A 22,477-nucleotide genomic window follows, 5' to 3' on the forward strand; every position below is an offset into this window, starting at 1 on the left:
TGAAGTAAAACAAAAGATTCTAAAGCTGGTTTAGAATAGCTTCATGAACCCACTTCACCTGCAAACTCTCATGACCATCGTGTCTGAGGGCAGCTTTGAGGACGCTGCGCTTGCCCTAGGAATCTCACCATCAGCGGTGAGCCAGAGAATTAAGGCTCTGGAGAAAGCGGCGGGGCGGGTCCTGCTGCGGCGATCAACGCCAGTAACTGCTACGCCGGCAGGTGAGGTGTTGGTGCAATCCGCTCGCCGCATGGCCCTCTTGCAAGCGGAGACTGAAGCGCAGCTGAGAGGTCGGATTTCCAGAATTCCGCTGTCCGTGGTTGTTAACGCTGACTCCCTGTCCACGTGGTTTCGTCCGGTGCTGGCCCAGGCGGCGCGGTGGCAAACCACCCTGCAGCTTCACATCGAGGATGAGTCGCACTCCCTTTCGCTGCTGCGCCGCGGTGACGTATTGGGTGCTGTCACAAGGGAACAGCACCCTGTCGCAGGTTGCGAATCGGTTTATCTTGGCCAGATGCGCTACTACTCCGTGGCTGCGCCATGGTTGCTGGACAGTTACACCAAAGACGGGAAAGTGGATTGGGCTGCGATGCCGGTTCTGCGCTTTGGTCCTCGCGACGGTTTGCAGGACCAAGATCTTCAGGGGCGAGTGGATGAGCCGGTTCACCAGCGGCACATCAACATTATCCCGTCGGTGGAGGCGTTCATGGAAGCGGCCCGTGTTGGGCTTGGGTGGGCACTGCTGCCTGAACAGCAAGCAGGGCAGTTGCTTGAGACCGGCGAGGTAGTCAGGCTCGATGACTCCGTTATTGATGTTCCCTTGTATTGGCAACGGTGGCGGCTTGAATCCCCGTCTCTGGAAAAACTCACGGATGCTGTTATTGCGGCCGCTGGCAACCTCAAGTAGTCTCGATTATCTGTTCGAATTTGTGTAGGTGGTATCTGCGCACGTTGGTATCGTTGGCTCAACGTTGGCGAAAGGGGTAGTAGGTGGGTGCCGGAAGAAGTCGTAATAAACACCGCGGACGCAACCGCCGTGGTGTACTGGCGAAACTTCGAATTACCCTTGCGGCCGTGGTTGGTGCGGTCATGGTGGTTGGTGCATTCACAGCGGCAACCGGAGGGAAGCTCACGCTACCCACTCTGCCGTCAGCGCCCACGGTTGAAGCAACGGTGAGTGAACAGCAGCTGAATGAACTTGGCATTCGGATGTTTGATCCTACCGCACCTGACTACAACCGGGATGCCTTCGGCCAGCGCTGGAGTGATGACGTCACGGTGGAATTCGGTCATAACGGCTGCGATACCCGCAATGACATTCTGCGGCGTGACCTCTTGGGCGTGGTACTCAAAGACGGCACCTACGGTTGCGTTGTGCTGTCCGGAACCTTAGAAGATCCCTACACGGGAACTACCGTCGGTTTTGTTCGCGGCCAGGGGACGAGCGAACGCGTGCAGATAGACCACGTTGTGGCCCTCGCTGATGCTTGGTACTCCGGCGCTCACGCGTGGGATGAGGAAAGAAGGCGCAATTTTGCCAATGATCCCATCAACTTGCAAGCCACATTTGGTGCGGAGAATCAGTCTAAATCAGCCAAAACTGCGGACAATTGGCTTCCGAGTGATCCGAACTATCACTGCACGTACGCCCAGCGCCAGATCATGGTCAAGCACACGTACGGTCTCCAGGTAACAGTTCAGGAGCGTCTAGGATTGCGCAAAGCATTGCAAACGTGCAACAAATAGGCCCCAAAAGGGCAAAAACCACGTGGCGCGCCGGTAGATTACGGCGCGAGGGTTGCTAACTCGCATACGCTGGAGCGCATGAAGGACAATAACACCCCAGATCGTGCGAGTGAATTCGACAATATTCCTACGTACCAGCAGCCAAAGGATTCGTCTGCGGCTGACAACGGCGCCGGTTTGGACAAAACCAGCAAGGGTGACATCTACTCCCGTACTGGGCGAGTTGCACCTCAATCAATCCCTGCTCGTGGCAGCTCAATTAAGGACACAGACAAGCCTGAGATCAAACCGCTCGGTGATCCTAACCTGGCGCAGGATGTTGACCACTCGGAGAACAAGCCTGAATTTAAGGCTCCCCAGCCAGATGCTTCCGCAGGCGTCGCCAGCGCAGCCTCTGAAACACCTGCATCCACGTCTAAGGAGGAAAAGATGATGGGATCTAACAAGGACAACGGTGCGGCCGAAGAAACGCACGTGTTGCAGCGCGACCTGAACAAAGACCGCAATGTGAACGTCGTTAAGGAATCTGAGCCAAAGCCGTACTCCGAGGCACAGGAAACTGCGGCCTTCCCACGCGCTGATCGCAGCGCGCCTTTGGCTTCCGACGCGCCAACCACTGCGCGCGACGTGTACAAGGACCAAGATTTCGCTCCTGCCCGCGACACTGCTGAAACTACCCAGTTTGCGTCGGCGCACAAGGAACCGCTGCTGGGAGAGGAACCGGTGTCTAGCCGAACCGTTCCTGCCCAAACGGCCCCAGCTGCAGCAGCTGCCGTCCCCACTGCGGCGGCGACGGGCATGTTCACGTCCTCGCCACAAGCTGAGGCTGCCCCGCAACCACAGCAGAGCGAGGTAACTCCAACTACTGTGGTTGAGAATGCTAAGCGTGGCACCATTGACTTTGGCCTGCTGCTCGTTCGCCTGCTACTTGGCGCCTACTTGATCTACCACTCGGTCCGCATTTTCTTTGGCGCAGGAGGTTACGGGCTCAACGAGCTCAAGGCTGACTTTGGCTCTTATATCATGCCGGAACTGCTTTCTGTTGCAGTTCCAGCGATGGAACTTGCTGCTGGCGTTTTCCTAGTCTTTGGTTTGCTCACTCCGGTAGCCGCGGCAGTAGCCACCGTAGCTACGTCATTCCTGGCTGCTCACACCCTATTTACCACTGACGGCTGGAGCTTGAGCAGCATCCCAGAAGGCGTCAGCCTTGCTATCGTGCTCACCGGCATTGCACTTGCGCTGCAGTTCACCGGTCCGGGCGTTATCTCCCTAGATACCTCCCGTAGTTGGGCAAAGCGCCCGCTGGCAAGCTCGTGGATTTTCGCGATCCTCGGCATCGCCGGTGCTATTGCCTTGTGGTGGTTCTGCGCCGGTGTAAACCCGCTGGCATAGCACTGCTCTGAATGCGCTCGGTTTTCTTAACCGGGCGCTTTTTTCATGCGCTGGGTTAGCTATGGCCGGTAGGCCCTGTTGCGTGCAGCTTCCGTCGATTTGCTGATGAGGCGTAAATGCAACAACGCTGCCGGGTTCTCTCAAAACCAAAGGTCATTGAGAATCTGGCAGCGTTGTTGATTACGGCGCTAAACCCAGGGAGGTGGGGTTAGTCCACCTGGCGTACAGCGCCCTTGTCTGCAGAAGTAGCCATCTTGGCGTAGGCACGCAGCGCCTTGGATACGTAACGCTCACGGTTAGGGGTCCATGGGTTCTCGGACGCTTCCATCTCCTTGCGGCGAGTTTCAATTTCCTCGTCGGAGAGATCTAGGGTCAGGGTACGGTTTGCTACCGAGATCGTGATCGGGTCACCGTTGCGGATGAGGCCGATGAGACCGCCGTGGGCTGCCTCTGGGGAGATGTGACCGATGGAGAGACCGGAGGTGCCACCGGAGAAGCGGCCATCGGTAATCAGCGCGCACTTCTTGCCCAAGCCTGCGCCCTTAAGGAAGGAGGTTGGGTGCAGCATTTCCTGCATGCCTGGGCCGCCGGCTGGGCCTTCGTAGCGGATGACTACCACTTCGCCGGCCTGGACCTCGCGGTTCAGAATCATGGAGACTGCCTGCTCTTGGGAATCGACAACGCGGGCAGGGCCGGTGAACTCCCACAGCTCTTCTTCCACGCCGGCGGTCTTTAGCACGGATCCATCAGGGGATAGGTTTCCGCGCAAGATCACGAGGCCACCGTTTTCGGAGTAGGCGTGCTCGATGTCATGGATGCAGCCGTTCTCGGCGTCTAGGTCCAGTTCGTCCCAGCGGGTGGACTGGCTAAAGGCCTCCGTGGACCGCACACCAGCAGGTGCAGCGTGGAAGAGCTCGATGGCCTTGTCGATGGCCTTGCCACCGCGGATATCCCAGTCATTGAGCCAGCCGTCAACGGTGTCGTAAGCAACAGTGTGAACGTCCTCGTTCAGGAGGCCGGCGCGGCGAAGCTCGCCCAAGATGGCGGGGATGCCGCCGGCGCGGTGGACGTCTTCAATATGGTAGGTGCCGTTAGGGGCAACCTTGGAGATACATGGGATCTCGTGGGAGAGCTCGTCAATATCCTTCAGGGTGAAGTCCAACTCCGCTTCCTGTGCTGCAGCAAGAGTGTGGAGGATGGTATTCGTGGAGCCACCCATGGCCATGTCCAGCGCCATAGCGTTGCGGAACGCCTCCTTGGTGGCCACGTTGCGTGGCAGGACAGATTCATCCTCCTCGCCGTAGTAGCGCTGGCACATGTCTACGATCATCTCGCCAGCCTGAGTGAACAGGTCTTTGCGGGCGGTGTGAGTAGCCAAGGTCGTGCCATTGCCCGGCAGTGACAGACCGAGCGCCTCGGTGAGGCAGTTCATGGAGTTTGCGGTGAACATGCCTGAGCAGGAGCCACAGGTAGGGCAGGCAGACTGCTCAACCTTGAGCAGGTCCTCGTCGGAGACTGCGTCGCTTGCCGACGCCGTCATGGCGGTAATCAGGTCGGTCGCCGCATGCGCGACGCCGTCCACGGCCACAACCTTGCCGGCCTCCATTGGGCCGCCGGAAACGAAAATTGCGGGGATGTTCAAACGCAGTGCAGCGTTGAGCATGCCTGGGGTGATCTTGTCACAGTTAGAAATGCACACCATGGCGTCAGCGGTGTGAGCGTTGACCATGTACTCAACAGAATCAGCGATGATCTCACGGGACGGCAAGGAGTACAACATGCCGCCGTGTCCCATAGCAATGCCGTCATCAACAGCGATGGTGTTGAACTCCTTAGGCACACCACCGGCTGCACGCACGGCATCGGCTACGATGTCGCCCACGTTCTTCAGGTGAACGTGACCAGGCACGAACTGAGTGTAGGAATTAACAATGGCAACAATCGGTTTGCCAAACTCGTTCTCCTTGGTGCCGGTAGCACGCCATAGAGCACGGGCTCCCGACGCTGCGCGACCAACAGTGGTGACCTTTGAACGAAGTGGGAACATGAAGAATCTTTTCTAGAATTGGGGTAAAAGTGAACTCGGCTGCGCGTAATCCCATGGTGGGGGATTTCTATTGCTGTCTGGGTAGGTGTGGTGGCCTCAAACCAGTAGGATCCAAACAACAATAGGGTAGAACCTAATCTACTCACTATACGAAAAATGCCCCACATAGTGGGGCAAAATTTCGGCTAACTAGTCCTTTTTTGTTTTTGGATTAATCACCGGCGCATCAGAGCTTTCCTTAGTCTCCTGCGTGTACCCGGCTGCCGCAGTAGTGGAGTGAGCACCTGCTACAGGGCCGTGCTCCTTTTCATACTCTGCGAACTCTTCCTTGGTCATGAGCACTTGGTGGCCCTCGCGGTTAACGAGGACAACTTTTTCATCAGCTGCCCACCGGCCTCGGGTCAGTGCGTCTGGAATTCTGCCCTTAGATGCCTGCTCGAGAGCTGGCAGGGAGTTAAACGTGACTGCAGGAAGGTTGAACCTGCTGTCATCAGTAGTCTGAACGAATGCCTTCGAGCGTTCAAAACCAATGCCTTTAATCTCTTCCCATGAAGCACTCTTATTGCCCTTGAAGGCGTACTCAGCTCGAATACCGGAATCATCTACCACGGTCTTTGCCTTGAACACCCACCAGATGAAAGCTAGAGGAATAGCAAGGAACCAGATCAGGTACAACGGCTTAGCGCCCACCACAATAATCATGATGCCCAGAATCAGGAACGCTGCAATTAGGTGTGTGCGCTCAGGCCGGAAAACCTTAGCTCCCGTTTCCTCGGCAGGTTGATTTTTCTTTGGGTGGGACGATTCTTTACTCATGGGGACTAATCCTAACGCACAACACTAAAGAAAACTGTCAACGCGATGGCGTTGGTGAAGGTTCAGCCTCCGTTGTAGGTACCGTGGAGGGTCGAGAGGTGGGCTGAGGAGAGGCCACCCCAGCCTCAGAAGAGGACGAGGGCCTTGCGTCCGGGATGCCTACGGTAGTGCTAGGCGTGTCGGCATCAGTGGGAGTTTCGGCCGTTTCATAGCTTTGCTCAGATTCCACTTCTGAAGGTTCTTCAGACGCAGTTGATGGTGCTGGGGATGTAGGCGGGGCAATGGAGGTGACCTTCACGTTAGGGGCTAGCCAACCGTCTCTGTAGCCATCACCAGTCTGGAGCGTGAGGCCGCGAAGCACGAGCAGGGACAGGAAGGCTAGCATCAACATGGCAGTAGACACACGAGTACGACCGCCAACCGTTACCCATCGTCGCCATCCAGTGACCTCCTCATCCTGAGTGCTCTCCTCTTGCTGGGGCACGCCCGCTTCAACGAGAGTATCGGCATGCGCGGTGGGGCTTAAGCGTGGGTGTGATAGCTCCTTGTCGGTTTCAGACTGTGGGCTTAGCTCGAGATCCTCTTCTGGCTGGCTAACACCTTCATTCGTTGGAGGCTGATCTGAGCTGGGACGTGGGCCAAACACTGGGGCCCATTCCTGCGTAGGACTGGGATCAACGCCATGAGGTGGCTGAGGCGCCGAGGCTGCGGGGACGTACCCGAGTGGCGGAGTTGACTGCGCATCCTGAAACGTAGTGGCGACACGACCGTCCAACGTGGGCGCTGAACCGTACTCCTCCCAAAACTCCTTAATCACCTCGGTGCGGATACAACGCTCAACGCGCCACTGCGTACCAGGTTTGACCTGAACCAGAAAGCGGATATTCATCGTCCACGGCGAGCCGACTGTGGCAGGGGGATTGATCCCCACCGATTCATGCACACTAAGCTCCCCCAGAATCTCAGGTGCGATCTGCTCAGTGCGCAACGCGCGCCGGGCGGCGTTGGTGGATCGCTGGATGGCTTCATCAATGGAGCCCGAGGCCAAAAGCGGAATGGGCATGACCACGACAGCGGATGACCAGTAATTGGAGTTGTTAATGGAAACGCCCGCCTTGGAATTAGGGATGATGACCGTTTCCTCAGCCAGCGTTCTGATGTGCGTTGCTCGCATGGTGATCTGGATGACGGTGCCTTCTACGGTGGTCGCTCCTCCCTCAAATCGTACCCAGTCACCAACGCCGTATTGTTTCTCACTGAGGACGAAGAACCCTGCGAGGAAGTCGGCGATGATGGACTGCGCGCCCAAACCTATAGCGGCTGACGCTGCGGTTGCGGGAATGGCAGCGCCAGCGAGTGAGAAACCAAGCTGCTGCAGTATGAACACAAAGATCACGAAATAGCCGATGAGTTGCGCGATATAAATGGCAACTCCCGCAAAGGCCAAGTGAGCCTTAGATTCGTCTGTTGATTCTTCAGCTACTTTGTGCTCCACAACGCGCATTGCCAAACGCCCAAAACGTGGAACGAGGAAGGCGAGGAGGACGAGCAGGGCAAGGTTGAAACCGGTGTCAACCATCCATTGCCATGCGTTGTCGAGGATGTAAGTCAAAGGCATAGCCCAAGGGTAACGCGAATGAGCGACGCGATACAGGGGGCAGAAGCGCTTAACGAGGGTGCTGTTGATTCAGGGTGCGAAAACTATTCACAAAAAGTTTGGCGGGCGTAACACATACACGGATGACGGAAAGTGACGGGGATTCTATGTGGGGGTAAATGTTGCCATGCTCACAGTGAAGTGTACTATTACTGCTTATGAGCATTCTTCGACTAGTAGTGGTATCCGCCCGGCGCCTGCCGTAGTGGGAACTTTTGCTAGTCCTCTCGCCAAGCGCCCTCGTAAGCACCAAAAGTGCAGCGGGGGCTTTTTACACACCTTGACCAAATAAAAATCAAAAACCCCAATTTATTTGCTCCGTGTGGGTAAATTGACGAGTTGAACACTCACATCTGTCTTGTTTGCAGCGATCGTCGCAGATCAACCCCTTTTGAGGCATGGTTGTAAATAACAGGGAAAATCTACTGTTGATATACAAGAAACAAGGAGAAAGAAGTCGTGGCAGCTTCCACTTCGCCCTCACCAGCCACTATTGCGCAGCGTGGTCGTCAAGGTCGGCCTGAGCGCATGATTGGCGCTGAAGCAATTGTTCGTTCCTTGGAGGAACTTGGCGCAGACCTAGTGTTTGGCCTTCCGGGCGGCGCTGTGCTTCCTCTTTATGATGCCCTGTACAACGCAAAGAACCTTCGCCACGTGCTCGTCCGTCATGAGCAGGGTGCAGGTCACGCCGCAACTGGTTACGCGCAGGCTACCGGCCGTGTTGGCGTGTGCATTGCAACCTCCGGCCCTGGTGCCACCAACTTGGTCACCCCAATTGCAGACGCATACCTTGATTCTGTGCCTATGGTTGCGATCACTGGTCAGGTTGGCCGTCATTTGCTGGGCACGGATGCTTTCCAAGAGGCAGACATCCGTGGCATCACGATGCCGGTGACCAAGCACAACTTCATGGTCACAAGTGCTGAAGAGATTCCGAAGGCCATTGCGGAGGCCTTCCACCTAGCATCAACTGGTCGCCCAGGACCAGTTCTGGTTGATATCCCAAAGGATGTCCAGAACGCTGAGCTGGACTTTGTCTGGCCACCAAAGATGGACCTTCCGGGTTACCGCCCAGTGACTACGCCACACAGTCGCCCAATTGAGCAGGCGGTAAAGCTCATTACTGAGGCTAAGAAGCCAGTTCTCTACATCGGTGGCGGTGTTATCAAGGCAAACGCTTCAGCTCAGTTGAAGGAGTTCGCAGAGCACACTGGTATTCCGGTCGTGACCACGCTGATGGCACTGGGTGCTTTCCCTGATTCTCACGAACTGCACATGGGCATGCCCGGCATGCACGGTTCCGTTCCTGCGGTGGGCGCACTGCAGAAGTCGGACCTGCTGATCACCATTGGTGCGCGTTTTGATGACCGCGTCACTGGTGACGTGGACAGCTTCGCGCCTGACGCGTTGGTCATCCATGCAGACATTGACCCTGCTGAGATCGGCAAGATCCGTGTCGCGGACGTGCCAATCGTCGGCGATGCGGGTGAAGTCCTGACTGCACTGCTGAACGAGTTTAAGAAGCGTGCGCCACGTGGCATTGAGATTAAGAAGTGGATCGACTACCTCGGTGACCTGAAGGAGCGCTTCCCTCGAGGTTGGGAGAAGTCTGATGATGGTTTGCTCGAGCCTCAGCTCGTGCTGTCCACGTTGGCTAAGGAAGTCGGCCCTGATGCAATTTATGTTGCCGGCGTTGGCCAGCATCAGATGTGGTCCGCGCAGTTCCTTGACTTTGAAAAGCCTCGAACGTGGTTGAATTCCGGTGGTGCTGGAACGATGGGCTACTCCATCCCGGCCGCAATGGGTGCCAAGGCAGGCATGCCTGAGAAGGAAGTCTGGGCAATCGATGGTGACGGCTGTTTCCAGATGACCAACCAAGAACTCACTACCGCCGCGGTGGAGGGCTTCCCCATTAAGGTCGCGCTGATCAACAACGGAAACTTAGGTATGGTGCGCCAGTGGCAGACCTTGTTCTTTGATGGTCATTACTCCAACACCAAGTTGAAGGGTGATGGTGATTACATCCCGGACTTCCTCAAGCTGAGTGAGGCGCAGGGTTGTGTTGCCATTCGCGTGACCAAGGAAGAAGAAATCCTGCCGGCAATCCAGAAGGCTCGCGAGATCAACGATCGTCCTGTGGTGATTGACTTCATTGTCGGCGAGGATGCCCAGGTGTGGCCGATGGTTCCAAGTGGCTCATCTAACTCTGACATTCAGTACGCTCGCGATCTGCGCCCATTCTTTGACACGGACGAATCTGCGGCTGAATCCCCAGAGGGGATTTCTGAGGCCATTGATAAGTCCACCGAAGCTGACTTGGGCCACGCCAACGAGAACTAAATCGATATAAGGATTGTTAGGACATTTCTACAATGAGTAATTCCGAAATCACCCGTCATATCCTGAGCGTTCTCGTTGAGGATCAGGACGGTATTATCTCTCGCGTTTCCGCGATGTTCACCCGCCGCAGTTTCAATATTGTCTCTTTTGTTTCTGGTCAGACTGAGACCGAAGGCATTAACCGCTTGACCATCGTCGCTGAGGCGGATGAGATCAACATTGAGCAGATCACCAAGCAGCTGAACAAGCTCGTTCCAGTGCTCAAGGTGGTCCGTTTGGAAGAGGAATCCACTATCGCGCGTGCTCTGATGCTGGTGAAGGTCTCCACTGATGCTCACACCCGCCCGCAAGTGGTCGACGCAGCAAACATCTTCCGCGCTCGAGTTGTCGACGTAGCGCCAGATTCAGTGGTGGTGGAGGCTACGGGTACGGAGGGAAAGCTGCGAGCTTTGCTAGATGTGCTTGAGCCATTTGGTATCCGTGAACTCATTTCCTCGGGCCAAATTGCGCTAAACCGTGGTCCGAAGACCATGGCGCCGTCAGTTAACCGTTAGAAAACAGCGAAAATGGGTGCCCGTGACGCGGTTACATGCCGCAAAATCTCATAAAATGAGACATATTGTCCCATTTTCGCTATTTTTGTGATATATTTCCAAACAAGTAATTTCCATCAGAAAGGCTTTCCTCATGGCAATTGAGGTCTTCTACGAAGCAGACGCAGACGTAACCATTATCCAGGGCAAGAAGGTAGCTATCATCGGCTACGGCTCCCAGGGTCACGCACACGCGCAGAACTTGCGCGATTCCGGCGTTGAGGTTGTTATCGGCCTGCGTGAGGGTTCCAAGTCCGCTGAAAAGGCAAAGGAAGCTGGCTTCGAGGTAAAGTCCAACGCTGATGCAGCTGCTTGGGCAGACGTCATCATGCTGCTGGCTCCGGACACCTCTCAGGCAACCATCTTCGAGAACGATATCGAACCGAACCTGAATGAGGGCGATGCACTGCTGTTCGGACACGGCCTGAACATCCACTTCGACCTGATCAAGCCGCCAGCTAACGTCACTATCGGCATGGTTGCGCCAAAGGGTCCAGGTCACCTCGTTCGCCGTCAGTTCGTAGACGGCAAGGGCGTTCCTTGCCTGATCGCTGTTGACCAGGATCCAACCGGTGAGGGCCAAGCGCTGATGCTGTCTTACGCTGCGGCAATTGGTGGCGCACGCGCTGGTGTTATCCCAACCACCTTCGAGGCGGAGACCGTTACTGACCTCTTCGGTGAGCAGGCTGTTCTCTGTGGTGGCACCGAGGTCCTGGTTAAGACCGGCTTCGAGGTTCTGGTTGAGGCCGGCTACGAGCCTGAGATGGCATACTTCGAGTGCCTGCATGAGCTCAAGCTGATCGTTGACCTCATGTTCGAGGGCGGCATCGCTAACATGAACTACTCCGTATCTGACACCGCTGAGTTCGGTGGCTACCTGTCCGGCCCACGCGTTGTTGACGCTGGTGCTAAGGAGCGCATGAAGGAAGTGCTGAAGGATATTCAGGATGGAACCTTCACCAAGCGACTGGTTGCCAACGTTGAAGGTGGCAACAAGGAGCTCGAGGGGCTGCGTGCTGAGTTTGCTGAGCACCCAATTGAGAAGACCGGTGCCAAGCTGCGTGACATGATGAGCTGGGTAAAGGTTGATTTGAACGAAACCGCTTAATCTATCCGACTGAGCTTCAGAAGGCCGGCTACATCCCTGCTGTGTGCATGGGGTGTGGCCGGTTTTCTTTCTCTGCACGCCCCACCCTTATTTTCAATAAAGAAGTTTATTGAAAAACGCTAGTAAACACTGTTTAATGGCCTTTATGAATAACCACCACCATGATCGCCCCGGACACGGTCACTTCCACGGTCATGATCACAGCACAATGGTTGGCCACGGCCACGATCATTCGCATGTACCGAGCGGGCTGAAGGCTTTGCTGACGGTGCTTATCTTCACCGTCATGATTTTTGTGCTGGAGTTCATCGGTGGCATCGTGTCAGGTTCTTTGGCTCTCATTGGCGATGCCATGCACATGCTTTCGGATTCTACCGGTCTGGTGGTGGCAGCAGTAGCAATGGCGTTGGGGCGAAGGAAGTCATCCCACAGTGCCACCTACGGGCATAAACGTGTTGAGGTCCTCGCAGCTTTGTTCAATGCGATCGCGGTGACGGCAATTTCGGTGTGGATTGTCATTGAGGCTGTATCGCGTTTCCGCGCTCAGGAGAACGTGGACACAACGGTCATGCTGATCATCGGTGTTATCGGCTTAGTGGCTAATATTTTCGGTGCGGTGGTGCTGAACAGTCATCGCGATGAGTCCATGAACATTGAGGGCGCCTTCCTGCATGTCCTGGTGGATTTGTTTGGGTCGGTGGCTGTCATAGTCGCAGCGCTTATCATGCGCTTCACGGGGGTAGAGGCCGCGGATACGGTGGCTTCTCTTATCATTGCAGCGCTGATTCTTCCGCGGTCACTGGCTCTGCTGCGTCAAGCGCTAACGGTGCTGTTGGAACGGGTGCCTGAAGGCCTAGATGTAGCTGGAATCGAACAACAGCTGGTGCAGCTTGAGGGGGTCGCAACTGTGCATGATCTCCACGTATGGTCGTTGGATGGTAACAGTCTGCTGGCTACCGCCCATGTAGTGTTGGACGATGGGGTAGAGGGTCGTGGCGGCAACTGCGTAGTGCTGGATCGAGCCCAGGAAGTCTTGGAAAGCAACGGTATTTTCCATTCCACCATTCAGCTAGAGTCCAAGGATCATGCTGACCATGAGACGGTGTGTGAAGCTAACTAGCTGGTGAGGCCGGCTACTTGGGCGAACCAAGCCCTTGGGCGTTAGGATTGGCGCCATGGGTTTTTCTACACCAAGCTATGACCTTGATGATCTCTTTAACCGCATTGATCGCGGTGATCTGCAGCTTCCGGACTTCCAGCGTTCCTTCCGTTGGACTATCGATGACATCCGTTCGCTGCTGCTCACTGTGCTGCGAGGGTATCCAATCGGAGCCATCATGGCTCTAGATACCCGCAATGAAACGCCACGTTTCAAGTCCCGCCCAATAAAGGGCGCGCCCGACACCGGGGAGGCTCCGGGACTATTGCTTCTCGACGGTCAGCAGCGCATCACCACGCTGTACCAGTGCCTGCGCGGCGACGGCCTCGTCCGCAGCGTCGATGCGCGCGATAAAAAGGTCGAGCGCAGGTTTTATGTGGATGTAAGGAAGGCAGTGTCTGCTCCTGTGCTGCCAGAAGAGGCGATCATTTCCACCGACAAGGATGGCAACGTTTTGAGCCATTTCGCAGACGACGTTCCAACGATCCTCTGCAATCGCGCAACTGAGTTGGCAGCAGGCCTAGTTCCCGTACATGTGCTGCTATCAGATGAGGGAACTGACATGCTGTTCGATCTGGCTGATGGTTCCGAGCCAGGGTTCCGCGAGGTAACCAAGGCGTTTAACAACAAGGTGCTCAAGCCGCTGGCAGCGTACCAAGTGCCTATGATTCGTCTTGATAGGGAGACCGCACGGTCTGGCATTGCCGCTATTTTTGCTCATGCCAACGCCTCTGGATTACAGATGGACGTCTTTGAGCTCATGACCTCAGTATTTAAGCTAGAGAACGCAGACTTCGATCTGCTGAAGGATTGGGCGCACATCGAATCTCAGTTGAGGCAGTACCCTGCGTTGGACGACATCGACAAAACTCAATTCTTGTCTGCCGTTGCTCTGTATCACACGTTCAAGAAAGGCAAAGCAGATGGCCATCGCGAAGCCATCCTGAGCCTAAACTTGGCGGACTACCGGCGCGGAGCTGATGCAATGATTCACGGTTTCGCGGAGGCAGCGAAATTTATGCGCGAGCGCTGCATCATCAACACCCAGCAAGTGCCTAACAACTTCCAGCTTGTGCCGCTTGCAGTGATTATTGCGTTACTGAACGAGCACGGTGACGTCCTCGTTCACCGTGCCGCGTGGGATCGGCTGAATCAGTGGTTCTGGAACTGCGTGTTTGGTGAGCTCTATGCGGCACCGTCAGCTGTGGTCCGTGCGGCTATCGATGTAGATCAGGTAGTGCCGTGGGTACTGGCCGCCGCTGGCGTTGGCTCCGATACCGAGACACCTCGTTCGGTGCAGCAGGCTCAGTTGACGGAATCCCGCCTTCTCAGTGCAGGACCCGATTCCGGCCTGTACAAGGGAATCTTTGCGCTCATTATGGGTCGCGGTGCCCGAGATTGGCGCACCGCCCAGCCGTTTAACGCTGACACCTACGAGGATCTTGGCACCAATTTCCGCCCCGTATTTCCTACGCGCTGGTGCCACGAACACGGTATCAGCGACGTGCTGGCCAACAGCGTGCTCAACCGCACCCCTATGGGCCGTCGCACGTGGGTGGTTGCCGATGGTAACTCACCAGCTCGTTACGCCTACCGTTTGCAGTCCAAATCCATGATGGATGACCAACAGTTTGACGAAGTGGTGTCGGGGCACCTCATTAACCCGAAATTCCTGCTCAGTGCGGACGCGCCACAGTACTTCACCGACCGCCGCCAGCAGATGGTCACCATGATCGAGCAGGCAATGGGCAAGGCCGCAATCCGCGACGTCGACGAAGACGATCTCCATAGCGGGGCGGAAGGCCCTGCCGCCTTCGAGGTGGCTGAGTAAGTAACGTTACGTTACTTATAGCAACGCTCCCACGTTGACTAAGGTGGGAGCGTTGCCCGTTGTAGGACTGTTTGCGATAAGAAGTTTGGGGAAGCCCTGTGAAACAATCACCGCACGTTGCCGCTCGGTGGCGCCGATGGATTCTTGTGTGTACCACAAGTGTTCTTCTTGTTACTGGCTGTTCACATAGGACTGTGGTGTCAAATGATGATGATCCTTATAGGCAGGCGCGGATTGACAATGTGAACAGGCATGTCAGTACGGAATTCCAATCAACTCCTGAAGTCATCGCAGACAGTGACGGAAGTGGGGTAGAGGCATCGAGGAAGTTCTTTGACAGTTCGGATACGGTGGTCGTTTCTGGTGGCGATGTTGCTGATCAGGTGCGGGCGGCTTCCATAGCTGTGGTGGCGCATGCGCCTATGCTGACCATGACTGATTCCACTCGCTCGGCGGTTATTGCAGAGATTGGCCGGTTGGGCGCCCGCTACGTGTTGGAGGTTGGTGACGTTGCGTTGGCAACGGGTGAGGGGGATCAGATCCGAATTAAGGATCCCGGTGGCATTGCGGCCTTGGGGGAGCTGACTTCCCTGCAGTTTTACCCAAAAGCGATTACATATCCCACGTCCGTGATTAGGGCGGTGGCAGAGCTTGACCCCGAGGAGGTTACGTATCTGGTTCCGGCGTGGGACGAGGAGGCTTACCAGGAAGCGTTGGACACGCCGATTCGTAGGGACACGTCTCGAGAGAGGGTCCAGCCCTTCCCAGCACAGTCCAAACGTGATGCGGATATGGCTCCATTGGTTATTGCTAGTGAGCAGAGTTCGGTAGCAGCAGTTGCCACGGCGCGTGCATATGGCGCGACTGTGCGCTCCATGCCTTACCCTGATCCGCGTTTTAACCGGGAGTCTATGGAGATGGTGGCGGGTCTTGCAGATCAACCGCTTATCGCTTTGGGCTCGCAGTTCGGCACGGCGCGCGAGCTGTCTGAGAAGATTCGTTTGGGTGAGGCGGTCCCGACGCCGATTGCAGGTGATGGCGGTCTCATGTTTCCGGGCCGCACGGTTGTGGCTGTGGAGGCTAGCTCTTTTAGCGGGAGTGCTGACGGGTCCACTGACGCAAGCAGTGATTTAGTCTCGTATTCCCAACAACAGCAGGCTGAAGTCGCTCGGTTGCTGGATGGTCGATTCAGTAACGCGGTTATCGTGGATTTTGGGACAGGGAAGTCGCAAGAGTCCCGTGATCAGTGGGCTGAAAAGCGAGAGCAGATTCAGGCGGTGACCGATGCTGGAGGCGTTGGCATCGTGTCCATCACCCCAGTGCCGGGGGAAGTTGAGGGCCAGCTACGCGCGCTAGAGGATCTGCTGTTGGAGCCTAATGTTTCCGTCATGCTGGATTTAAGCGCCGCAGCAGCATTGGGGACCGGCCATTCTGAGACAGTCAGTGAGGAATCGGAATTGGCTCGGAAGCAAGACCGGACATCTAAGCAGCCTGAGTTTCCGGCAGCCGATCCTCGAGTCAGTGCCGGCGGATTCGCCGGATCGGGGCGTTCCGAGACCTCCGCCACGTCCCGTGCCCTAGGTGACAGCCAAGGCTCACCGGACGGGGCAGAGCCTGCCACTCAGCTTGTCGACGACGACCAGACTGTGCTTCGCCTCAGCGACACCACCGAGGATAAGGCGGCCCGCGGTTTCGCGGTCCTAGAGGCCCGCGAAGTAAACCAAGCTAGCGGCTATCTCGCTGACTTAATCAAGGCCCACAAACTTCCGCAGAAAGCTTTCATCGTTGCCCAAAACGCGCCGGGGATGGTGGACAACAGAGACTATCTCAGTACAACGAGTCCGCACATTGCCTTTACCGTTCTCGCGCAGCCTTACCCATGGGAGGATGGTGCGTATCTTACGTGGGAGCAGTCTAAGCAGATATTTGCCCGAACGGTGGATGATTACCGCAAGCTAGGTAAGAAGATCTTTTACGGGTGGGCGAATGCTGATTTAAGTGGTGAATCTGCCCCTATGGAGAGTGAGGGTAGCGTGGAGCGAGTCGCTGAGTTCAATAAACTTTCCCCCCGTCCGTGGTTAATTATTAACGGCTAAACGCATTATATGCAGGAATTTGTGAGCATATTTTCACAAGGGCAGGTCACACGCTGTTTTTTGGTTTACACTGATCGCAGTCGCACGCCGGTAGCTGAAGGTGTGGACCCCATAGGTTGTGGCGCGGTCGTGTCCAACATATGCGGACATTGCGTAATTTTTCAGGAGAATAAACGTGAGCGAAAATGGCCGTCCTGTCGTTCTTATTGCCGACAAGCTAGCGCAGTCCACCGTAGACGCGCTTGGAGATGCCGTAGAAGTACGTTGGGTTGATGGACCTAACCGCCCAGAGCTGCTCGCGGCAGTTCCTGAGGCAGACGCACTGCTGGTGCGTTCAGCAACCACCGTTGATAAGGAAGTACTCGATGCTGCTTCCAAATTGAAGATCGTTGGTCGCGCAGGTGTGGGCCTGGACAACGTGGACATTCCAGCTGCTACCGAAGCCGGTGTCATGGTTGTTAACGCACCAACCTCGAACATTCACTCCGCGTGTGAGCACGCAATCTCTTTGCTGCTCTCCACCGCTCGTCAGATTCCAGCTGCAGATCAGACTCTGCGCAACGCTGAGTGGAAGCGTTCCTCCTTCTCTGGTGTAGAGATCTTTGGTAAGACCGTGGGCGTTGTCGGCTTCGGCCACATTGGCCAGCTGTTCGCACAGCGTCTGGCTGCTTTCGAAACCACCATCATTGCATACGATCCATACGCAAACCCGGCTCGAGCTGCGCAGCTTGGTGTTGAGTTGGTTGAGCTGGAAGAGCTCATGTCCCGCTCGGACTTCGTTACCATTCACCTGCCCAAGACCAAGGAAACCGCTGGTATGTTCAGCGCTGATCTCCTTGCTAAGGCTAAGAAGGGCCAGATCATCATCAACGCTGCCCGTGGTGGCCTTGTTGATGAGCAGGCACTGGCGGACGCCATCAAGTCCGGACACATCCGTGGTGCAGGCTTTGACGTTTTTGAGACCGAGCCATGCACGGACTCTCCACTGTTTGATCTGCCAGAGGTAGTAGTTACCCCTCACCTGGGCGCGTCCACTGTGGAAGCTCAGGATCGAGCAGGTACCGATGTTGCAGCCTCCGTTCTGAAGGCGCTGTCCGGCGAGTTCGTGGCGGACGCAGTGAACGTGTCCGGTGGTCGCGTGGGCGAAGAGGTGGCAGCATGGCTGGATCTTGCCCGCAAGCTGGGCTTGGTTGCTGGCAAGCTCCTCGACGGCGCAGCTGTTGCATTGGAGGTTGAGGCTCGCGGTGAGCTGTCTACCGAGCAGGTAGATGCTCTGGGCTTGTCCGCTTTGCGCGGCCTGTTCTCTGGCACCGTTGATCAGCCAGTCACCTTTGTTAACGCTCCTGCAATCGCTGAGCAGCGTGGTGTTGAGCTCAAGGTTGCTACCGCTCCGGAGTCCGCAACCCACCGCTCCGTACTCGAGGTCAAGGCTATTGCTTCTGATGGCACCACGTCTTCCGTTGTTGGTGCGTTGACCGCTTTGAACCAGGTTGAGAAGATTGTTCAGCTCAACGGCCGTGGCATCGATTTGCGCGCTGAGGGGCAGAACGTATTCTTCACCTACGCTGACGTCCCAGGTGCACTGGGCAAGGTTGGCTCCAAGATTGGCGCCGCAGGCATTAACATCGACGCTGCTGCATTGACCCAAGCAGCAGACGGCAAGGATGCAGTTCTTATCGTCCGTGTGGAGAAGGAAGTTCCACAGGATGTCCTCGAATCCATCGAGGCAGAGCTGGATGCAAAGGCTGTTCAGTTTAACTTCGCCTAAAAGATAGGCGTTAAGAGAACCCACTCGGCACTGTGTGCCCGAGTGGGTTTTTGCATGAGAGGACTTCTTTCACTTGGGTGCCAGAATTCTGGCACGCGTCCTGCGTGGGCTTGGACGGAATTGGTGAGTACTCGCCGCGTAGGTGGGGTGGTGCTCGGGTGTTAGCTCAACCATGGACCCTGTTCCTTCATCTAAATATCGCTGCTTGGCGGTTTTTTGAACTGGAGCGATTGCTTGCTTGATCTGTAAAGGAGGTGGAAGCCAGCGAAAGGGTTTTCTCTCTACTACCGGATTTTTGGCTGTTGGTGCTGGGTGGGTTGGTTATATTCTTTACCGTAACAGACTAAGTGGTATAGTTTAGTGGATATAAAACTAGACCTAGCGGTCTAAAGTAAATGAACTCTACCGTTTTGATTTGAGGAACTTATCGATGTCATCGTCGACACCTTCCATTGCTCTCATCGGGCTGGGTCCACGTGGAGTTTCCACGTTGGAGCGCATGATTGCCCAACTCAATAGCATCACTGATCCCCCTCAACAGCTAGATCTGCATCGGATTGATGATGCTCAGCATGGCGGCGGCAAGGTTTGGGATATAGCGCAGCGTACCCAGTGGATTCTTCTGCGGATCCGCTGGGTATTTTGCGCTTTTTGCTACGCAAAGAATGTGATCTAGTGCTAGGCTAAGACCCAGAACGTCCACATAGTGAGAAAAGAGGTTCCATATAATGAAACTTGCTGTTATTGGTGGCGACGGCATCGGCCCTGAGGTTACTGCTGAAGCTCTCAAGGTCCTCAATGCTGTACGCGATGATATTGAGACTACTGAGTACGATCTCGGTGGTCGACGTTACAAGAAGAATGGCGAGCTTCTCACTGATGCGGACTTGGAATCTCTGCGTGAGCATGACGCAATTTTGCTCGGCGCAATCGGTGACCCTGAGAATGTACCGCCGGGAATCCTCGAGCGTGGCTTGCTTCTGAAGATGCGTTTCGCGCTGGATCACCACGTGAACCTTCGCCCATCCAAGTTGTATCCAACGTCTAAGTCCCCTCTGGCTAACCCAGGTGAGATTGATTTTGTAGTCGTGCGTGAGGGAACAGAGGGTCTGTACTGTGGCAACGGTGGTGTCCTGCGAGAGGGAACCCCTCATGAGGTAGCGTCGGAGGTTTCCCAGAACACTCGCTACGGTGTTGAGCGCGTGGTGCGTGATGCGTTTGAGCGCGCGTCTAAGCGTCGTAAGCATGTCACCTTTGTGCACAAGACCAATGTGCTGGTTAACGCTGGTGGCTTGTGGCAGCGCACTGTTAATGACGTGGCTGCTGAGTACCCAGACGTTACCGTAGACTACAACCACATTGATGCAGCAACCATTTACATGGTCACTAATCCGTCCCGCTACGACGTCATTGTCACGGACAATCTCTTCGGCGATATCCTGACTGATCTTGCGGGTGCTGTGACTGGCGGCATTGGCCTCGCCGCTTCCGGCAATATTGACGCCACCGGCGTTAATCCGTCCATGTTTGAGCCTGTTCATGGCTCCGCGCCGGACATTGCGGGCAAGGGCATCGCAGACCCTACGGCCGCCATCCTGTCGGCGGCAATGCTGCTGCGTCATCTTGGCGACGAAGCCAACGCCGCAAAGATCGAGGCTGCGGTTGCAGAAGACGTAGCCCATCGGGGCGACGCAAAGATTGTCACCACGGAGGTAGGCGACCGCATCGCGGCCGCTCTTCGGGGCTAAGCGCTCGCGGTCCTGTGGGGCCGTAACTGTTTCATCCAGCGCTGTCAGTTGTGCCAGAACTTAGGATCTGGGGGCCTGGCAGCGTTTTGGTTTTTTCTGGCTGGAAAAGTGGCTATCTGTTAGGTGTGGCCAGCTAGTTCTTAAAGGATGATAAGCCCGTTGAAGGCTGAGGGGCGAGTGTGATGTAGCGTTCTCGTGTTGCCAGTAGGTGCACCCGTGCGGTGGGTAATTGCGCTCTAGAGGGCAATTTTCGCATTTGTGGTCTGTATCACGTCTACGATGGGGGAATGACCGTTGAACTCGACGAAGTACGCGACTTCCTCTCATCTGCTACGCCGTTTTCCAGTCTTCCTGATCAGGTGTTGCGGGACATTCCTCAAGCCATGGAAATGTCCTACGTCCGCCGAGGCGAGGAGATTATCGGCGTAGGTTCCCCTAATGATTATTGCTACGTCATACGCAAAGGCGCGGTAGACGTGCTCGATGACGAGGGGACGTTGCTTGACCGCCGTGAAGCGGGCCGCTCATTTGGGTATTCAACGATCATGGGGGATAACTCATCCAAATACACCATGATCGCGGTGGAAGATACACTGCTGCTGCACATACCGCGTGAGTCTTTCATCCGAATCGTAGACGCCTACCCTGAGTTTGGGCGATTCTTTGCGGGGCAGTCCAAGCGCATGTCCGCGGCCGCGCAGCAGCTTCGTAAGAAGTCATCTTCAGATATCCTCCAGACTCATCTATCCGACTTCATGATCACAACGCCGGCTAAGGTTACGCCTGGCACATCGATACGTGACGCCGCACGCACGATGCAGGCCATGAATGTCTCGAGCCTCTTGGTTACGGATAAGGAGATTGATGGTGATGTCCTGGGTATTCTGACTGATCGTGATCTGCGCGGAAAGGTCGTTGCTGTGGAGCTTGACGTTCACCTCCCGGTCACGGAGATCATGACGGAGAACCCGCGGACCCTGCCGTCAAGTGCGCAGGCCTTTGAGGCCATGATGATCATGTCTGAAATGGGCATTCACCACCTTCCCATCGTGGATGAGAATAAGCTCGTGGGAATCGTGTCGTCCCCCGATATTATGCGTCTGCTGAGAAATGATCCGATGTATGTCACCGCGGACTTTGCTCGCAAAAGCACCATTGAGGAGCTTGCGGGCGTCTTCAGTTCCGCTCACGAGGTTGCTGTGCGCTTTATCGAACGCGGCTCGAGTCCAGAGGATGTTTCCGGTCTGATGACCGTGGCAGCGGACTCGCTCACGCGCCGCGTCATAGCGTTGGGTGAAGAAAGGTTTGGTCCTGCTCCTATTCCTTACGCGTTTGTTGCGGTGGGCTCACAAGGGCGTCGTGGCATGGGGCTAGCCTCAGACCAAGATAACTGCCTTGTTATTGATGATGCCTACGATGAGGCCCAGCACGGCCGCTATTTCGCGGACATGGCTGAATTCATCTGCACCAGCCTGGATAAAGCTGGTCAAGTAGAGTGCCCAGGTGACATGATGGCATCCAACCCGCAGTGGCGTATGACAAAGAGCCAGTGGATTTCCACATTCCGCACGTGGATTACCACGCCGGAGCCGGATAACCTATTGCATGCGCAAACCTTCTTCGATTTTCGCGCGGTGTACGGTAGCGCGCCAGAGGCGTTTGACATGGTCAATGAGATACATCAGGCTGCAACTGACATGGCTAAGACTGCAACCCGCATGCAGGCGCACTTAGCAACTCTGGCAGCCCGGCGCGAGCCACCACTGGGTTTTTTCCGTGGTTTTGTGGTTGAACGATCCGGCGAGTACGCGAACACCCTCGACGTAAAGAAGGGTGGCACCGCGGCGGTTGTGCAGATGGCCCGTTTGTTTGCCCTTTCGGCCGGTGTTACTGCTGTGGGCACGCGTCCTCGGTTAATGCAGGCAGCGGCTAGTGGTGTGGTCTCGGGCAAGGGGGCAGAGGATCTGGTGGATGCGTTCGATTTTATTAACCAGATTGCGCTGCACAATCAGGCGGAGCAGATCCGAAAAGGCCTGAAGCCTACCTACCACATTGACCCCAGCTCCTTGTCCAAAATGGATCGTGAGCACTTGCGTGACGCTTTTCAGATCATCAAGGGTATGCAAAACGCGTTGAGTACCGAGTACCCAACCCGCAGCATCTAGGTGCTTCGTTC

The 22,477-nt window shown here is 55.8% G+C and carries 15 protein-coding genes and 1 pseudogene; 13 read left to right on the forward strand and 3 right to left on the reverse strand.

Annotated elements, in window-relative coordinates; translation table 11 throughout:
- Nucleotides 1-43: 43 nt before the first annotated feature.
- The 3 genes from ACXM2N_RS05185 to ACXM2N_RS05195 all read left to right on the forward strand — a co-directional run bounded on the left by ACXM2N_RS05185 (nucleotide 44) and on the right by ACXM2N_RS05195 (nucleotide 3,138).
- Nucleotides 44-907 (forward strand): LysR family transcriptional regulator ArgP, encoded by an 864-nt coding sequence (locus tag ACXM2N_RS05185; RefSeq protein ID WP_458490683.1) that lies wholly within the window; start codon nucleotides 44-46, stop codon nucleotides 905-907.
- 83 nt (nucleotides 908-990) lie between these two features.
- A complete protein-coding gene (locus ACXM2N_RS05190) occupies nucleotides 991-1,746 on the forward strand; it encodes an HNH endonuclease family protein (RefSeq protein WP_458490685.1) in 756 nt (251 codons plus the stop codon).
- A gap of 78 nt (nucleotides 1,747-1,824) precedes the next feature.
- Nucleotides 1,825-3,138 (forward strand): DoxX family protein, encoded by a 1,314-nt coding sequence (locus tag ACXM2N_RS05195; protein WP_458490687.1) that lies wholly within the window; start codon nucleotides 1,825-1,827, stop codon nucleotides 3,136-3,138.
- A gap of 208 nt (nucleotides 3,139-3,346) precedes the next feature.
- Here ACXM2N_RS05195 and ilvD read toward each other — a convergent pair whose 3' ends face one another.
- From ilvD to ACXM2N_RS05210, 3 genes are all read right to left on the reverse strand, one after another.
- On the reverse strand, nucleotides 3,347-5,185 hold the full coding sequence (gene ilvD, locus ACXM2N_RS05200) for a dihydroxy-acid dehydratase (RefSeq protein ID WP_458490689.1): 1,839 nt from the start codon (nucleotides 5,183-5,185) through the stop codon (nucleotides 3,347-3,349).
- 189 nt (nucleotides 5,186-5,374) lie between these two features.
- Nucleotides 5,375-6,001 (reverse strand): PH domain-containing protein, encoded by a 627-nt coding sequence (locus tag ACXM2N_RS05205; RefSeq protein ID WP_458490691.1) that lies wholly within the window; start codon nucleotides 5,999-6,001, stop codon nucleotides 5,375-5,377.
- Between the two features lie 37 nt (nucleotides 6,002-6,038).
- Complete coding sequence (locus ACXM2N_RS05210) at nucleotides 6,039-7,619, reverse strand: mechanosensitive ion channel domain-containing protein (protein ID WP_458490693.1); 1,581 nt, start codon at nucleotides 7,617-7,619, stop codon at nucleotides 6,039-6,041.
- A gap of 489 nt (nucleotides 7,620-8,108) precedes the next feature.
- Between ACXM2N_RS05210 and ACXM2N_RS05215 the strand changes: the two are divergent.
- From ACXM2N_RS05215 to ACXM2N_RS05260, 10 genes and pseudogenes are all read left to right on the forward strand, one after another.
- Nucleotides 8,109-9,998 (forward strand): annotated as a pseudogene (locus tag ACXM2N_RS05215) (acetolactate synthase large subunit); the annotation flags it as partial.
- A 32-nt stretch (nucleotides 9,999-10,030) separates the two neighbouring features.
- Nucleotides 10,031-10,552: an acetolactate synthase small subunit gene (gene ilvN, locus ACXM2N_RS05220; protein ID WP_458490695.1), complete on the forward strand. Its 522-nt coding sequence runs from the start codon at nucleotides 10,031-10,033 to the stop codon at nucleotides 10,550-10,552.
- 133 nt (nucleotides 10,553-10,685) lie between these two features.
- Nucleotides 10,686-11,699, forward strand: coding sequence for a ketol-acid reductoisomerase (gene ilvC, locus ACXM2N_RS05225; protein ID WP_458490697.1), 1,014 nt, complete (start codon nucleotides 10,686-10,688; stop codon nucleotides 11,697-11,699).
- A gap of 145 nt (nucleotides 11,700-11,844) precedes the next feature.
- Nucleotides 11,845-12,819: a cation diffusion facilitator family transporter gene (locus ACXM2N_RS05230; RefSeq protein ID WP_458490699.1), complete on the forward strand. Its 975-nt coding sequence runs from the start codon at nucleotides 11,845-11,847 to the stop codon at nucleotides 12,817-12,819.
- 55 nt (nucleotides 12,820-12,874) lie between these two features.
- Nucleotides 12,875-14,689 (forward strand): GmrSD restriction endonuclease domain-containing protein, encoded by a 1,815-nt coding sequence (locus tag ACXM2N_RS05235; RefSeq protein WP_458490701.1) that lies wholly within the window; start codon nucleotides 12,875-12,877, stop codon nucleotides 14,687-14,689.
- Between the two features lie 197 nt (nucleotides 14,690-14,886).
- Nucleotides 14,887-16,785 (forward strand): hypothetical protein, encoded by a 1,899-nt coding sequence (locus ACXM2N_RS05240; RefSeq protein ID WP_458490703.1) that lies wholly within the window; start codon nucleotides 14,887-14,889, stop codon nucleotides 16,783-16,785.
- Between the two features lie 175 nt (nucleotides 16,786-16,960).
- A complete protein-coding gene (serA, locus tag ACXM2N_RS05245; RefSeq protein WP_458490705.1) occupies nucleotides 16,961-18,553 on the forward strand; it encodes a phosphoglycerate dehydrogenase in 1,593 nt (530 codons plus the stop codon).
- Between the two features lie 430 nt (nucleotides 18,554-18,983).
- Complete coding sequence (locus tag ACXM2N_RS05250) at nucleotides 18,984-19,229, forward strand: FAD/NAD(P)-binding protein (RefSeq protein ID WP_458490707.1); 246 nt, start codon at nucleotides 18,984-18,986, stop codon at nucleotides 19,227-19,229.
- A 52-nt stretch (nucleotides 19,230-19,281) separates the two neighbouring features.
- The gene (locus tag ACXM2N_RS05255; protein ID WP_458490709.1) at nucleotides 19,282-20,301 is read left to right on the forward strand and encodes a 3-isopropylmalate dehydrogenase; all 1,020 of its coding nucleotides are present in this window, start codon (nucleotides 19,282-19,284) and stop codon (nucleotides 20,299-20,301) included.
- A gap of 287 nt (nucleotides 20,302-20,588) precedes the next feature.
- Nucleotides 20,589-22,466, forward strand: coding sequence for a putative nucleotidyltransferase substrate binding domain-containing protein (locus ACXM2N_RS05260; protein ID WP_458490711.1), 1,878 nt, complete (start codon nucleotides 20,589-20,591; stop codon nucleotides 22,464-22,466).
- Nucleotides 22,467-22,477: the final 11 nt, after the last annotated feature.

The organism is Corynebacterium sp. ZY180755, from assembly GCF_054331495.1.

What these genes read in the sequence shown, in the direction of transcription:
- ilvN (WP_458490695.1), top strand. Translation starts at nt 10,031, where the DNA reads ATGAGTAATTCCGAAATCACCCGTCATATCCTGAGCGTTCTCGTTGAG.
- ACXM2N_RS05235 (WP_458490701.1), top strand. Translation starts at nt 12,875, where the DNA reads ATGGGTTTTTCTACACCAAGCTATGACCTTGATGATCTCTTTAACCGC.
- ACXM2N_RS05250 (WP_458490707.1), top strand. Translation starts at nt 18,984, where the DNA reads ATGTCATCGTCGACACCTTCCATTGCTCTCATCGGGCTGGGTCCACGT.
- ilvC (WP_458490697.1), top strand. Translation starts at nt 10,686, where the DNA reads ATGGCAATTGAGGTCTTCTACGAAGCAGACGCAGACGTAACCATTATC.
- ACXM2N_RS05230 (WP_458490699.1), top strand. Translation starts at nt 11,845, where the DNA reads ATGAATAACCACCACCATGATCGCCCCGGACACGGTCACTTCCACGGT.
- ilvD (WP_458490689.1), bottom strand. Translation starts at nt 5,185, where the DNA reads ATGTTCCCACTTCGTTCAAAGGTCACCACTGTTGGTCGCGCAGCGTCG.
- ACXM2N_RS05255 (WP_458490709.1), top strand. Translation starts at nt 19,282, where the DNA reads ATGAAACTTGCTGTTATTGGTGGCGACGGCATCGGCCCTGAGGTTACT.
- ACXM2N_RS05205 (WP_458490691.1), bottom strand. Translation starts at nt 6,001, where the DNA reads ATGAGTAAAGAATCGTCCCACCCAAAGAAAAATCAACCTGCCGAGGAA.
- ACXM2N_RS05195 (WP_458490687.1), top strand. Translation starts at nt 1,825, where the DNA reads ATGAAGGACAATAACACCCCAGATCGTGCGAGTGAATTCGACAATATT.
- ACXM2N_RS05185 (WP_458490683.1), top strand. Translation starts at nt 44, where the DNA reads ATGAACCCACTTCACCTGCAAACTCTCATGACCATCGTGTCTGAGGGC.
- ACXM2N_RS05260 (WP_458490711.1), top strand. Translation starts at nt 20,589, where the DNA reads ATGACCGTTGAACTCGACGAAGTACGCGACTTCCTCTCATCTGCTACG.
- ACXM2N_RS05210 (WP_458490693.1), bottom strand. Translation starts at nt 7,619, where the DNA reads ATGCCTTTGACTTACATCCTCGACAACGCATGGCAATGGATGGTTGAC.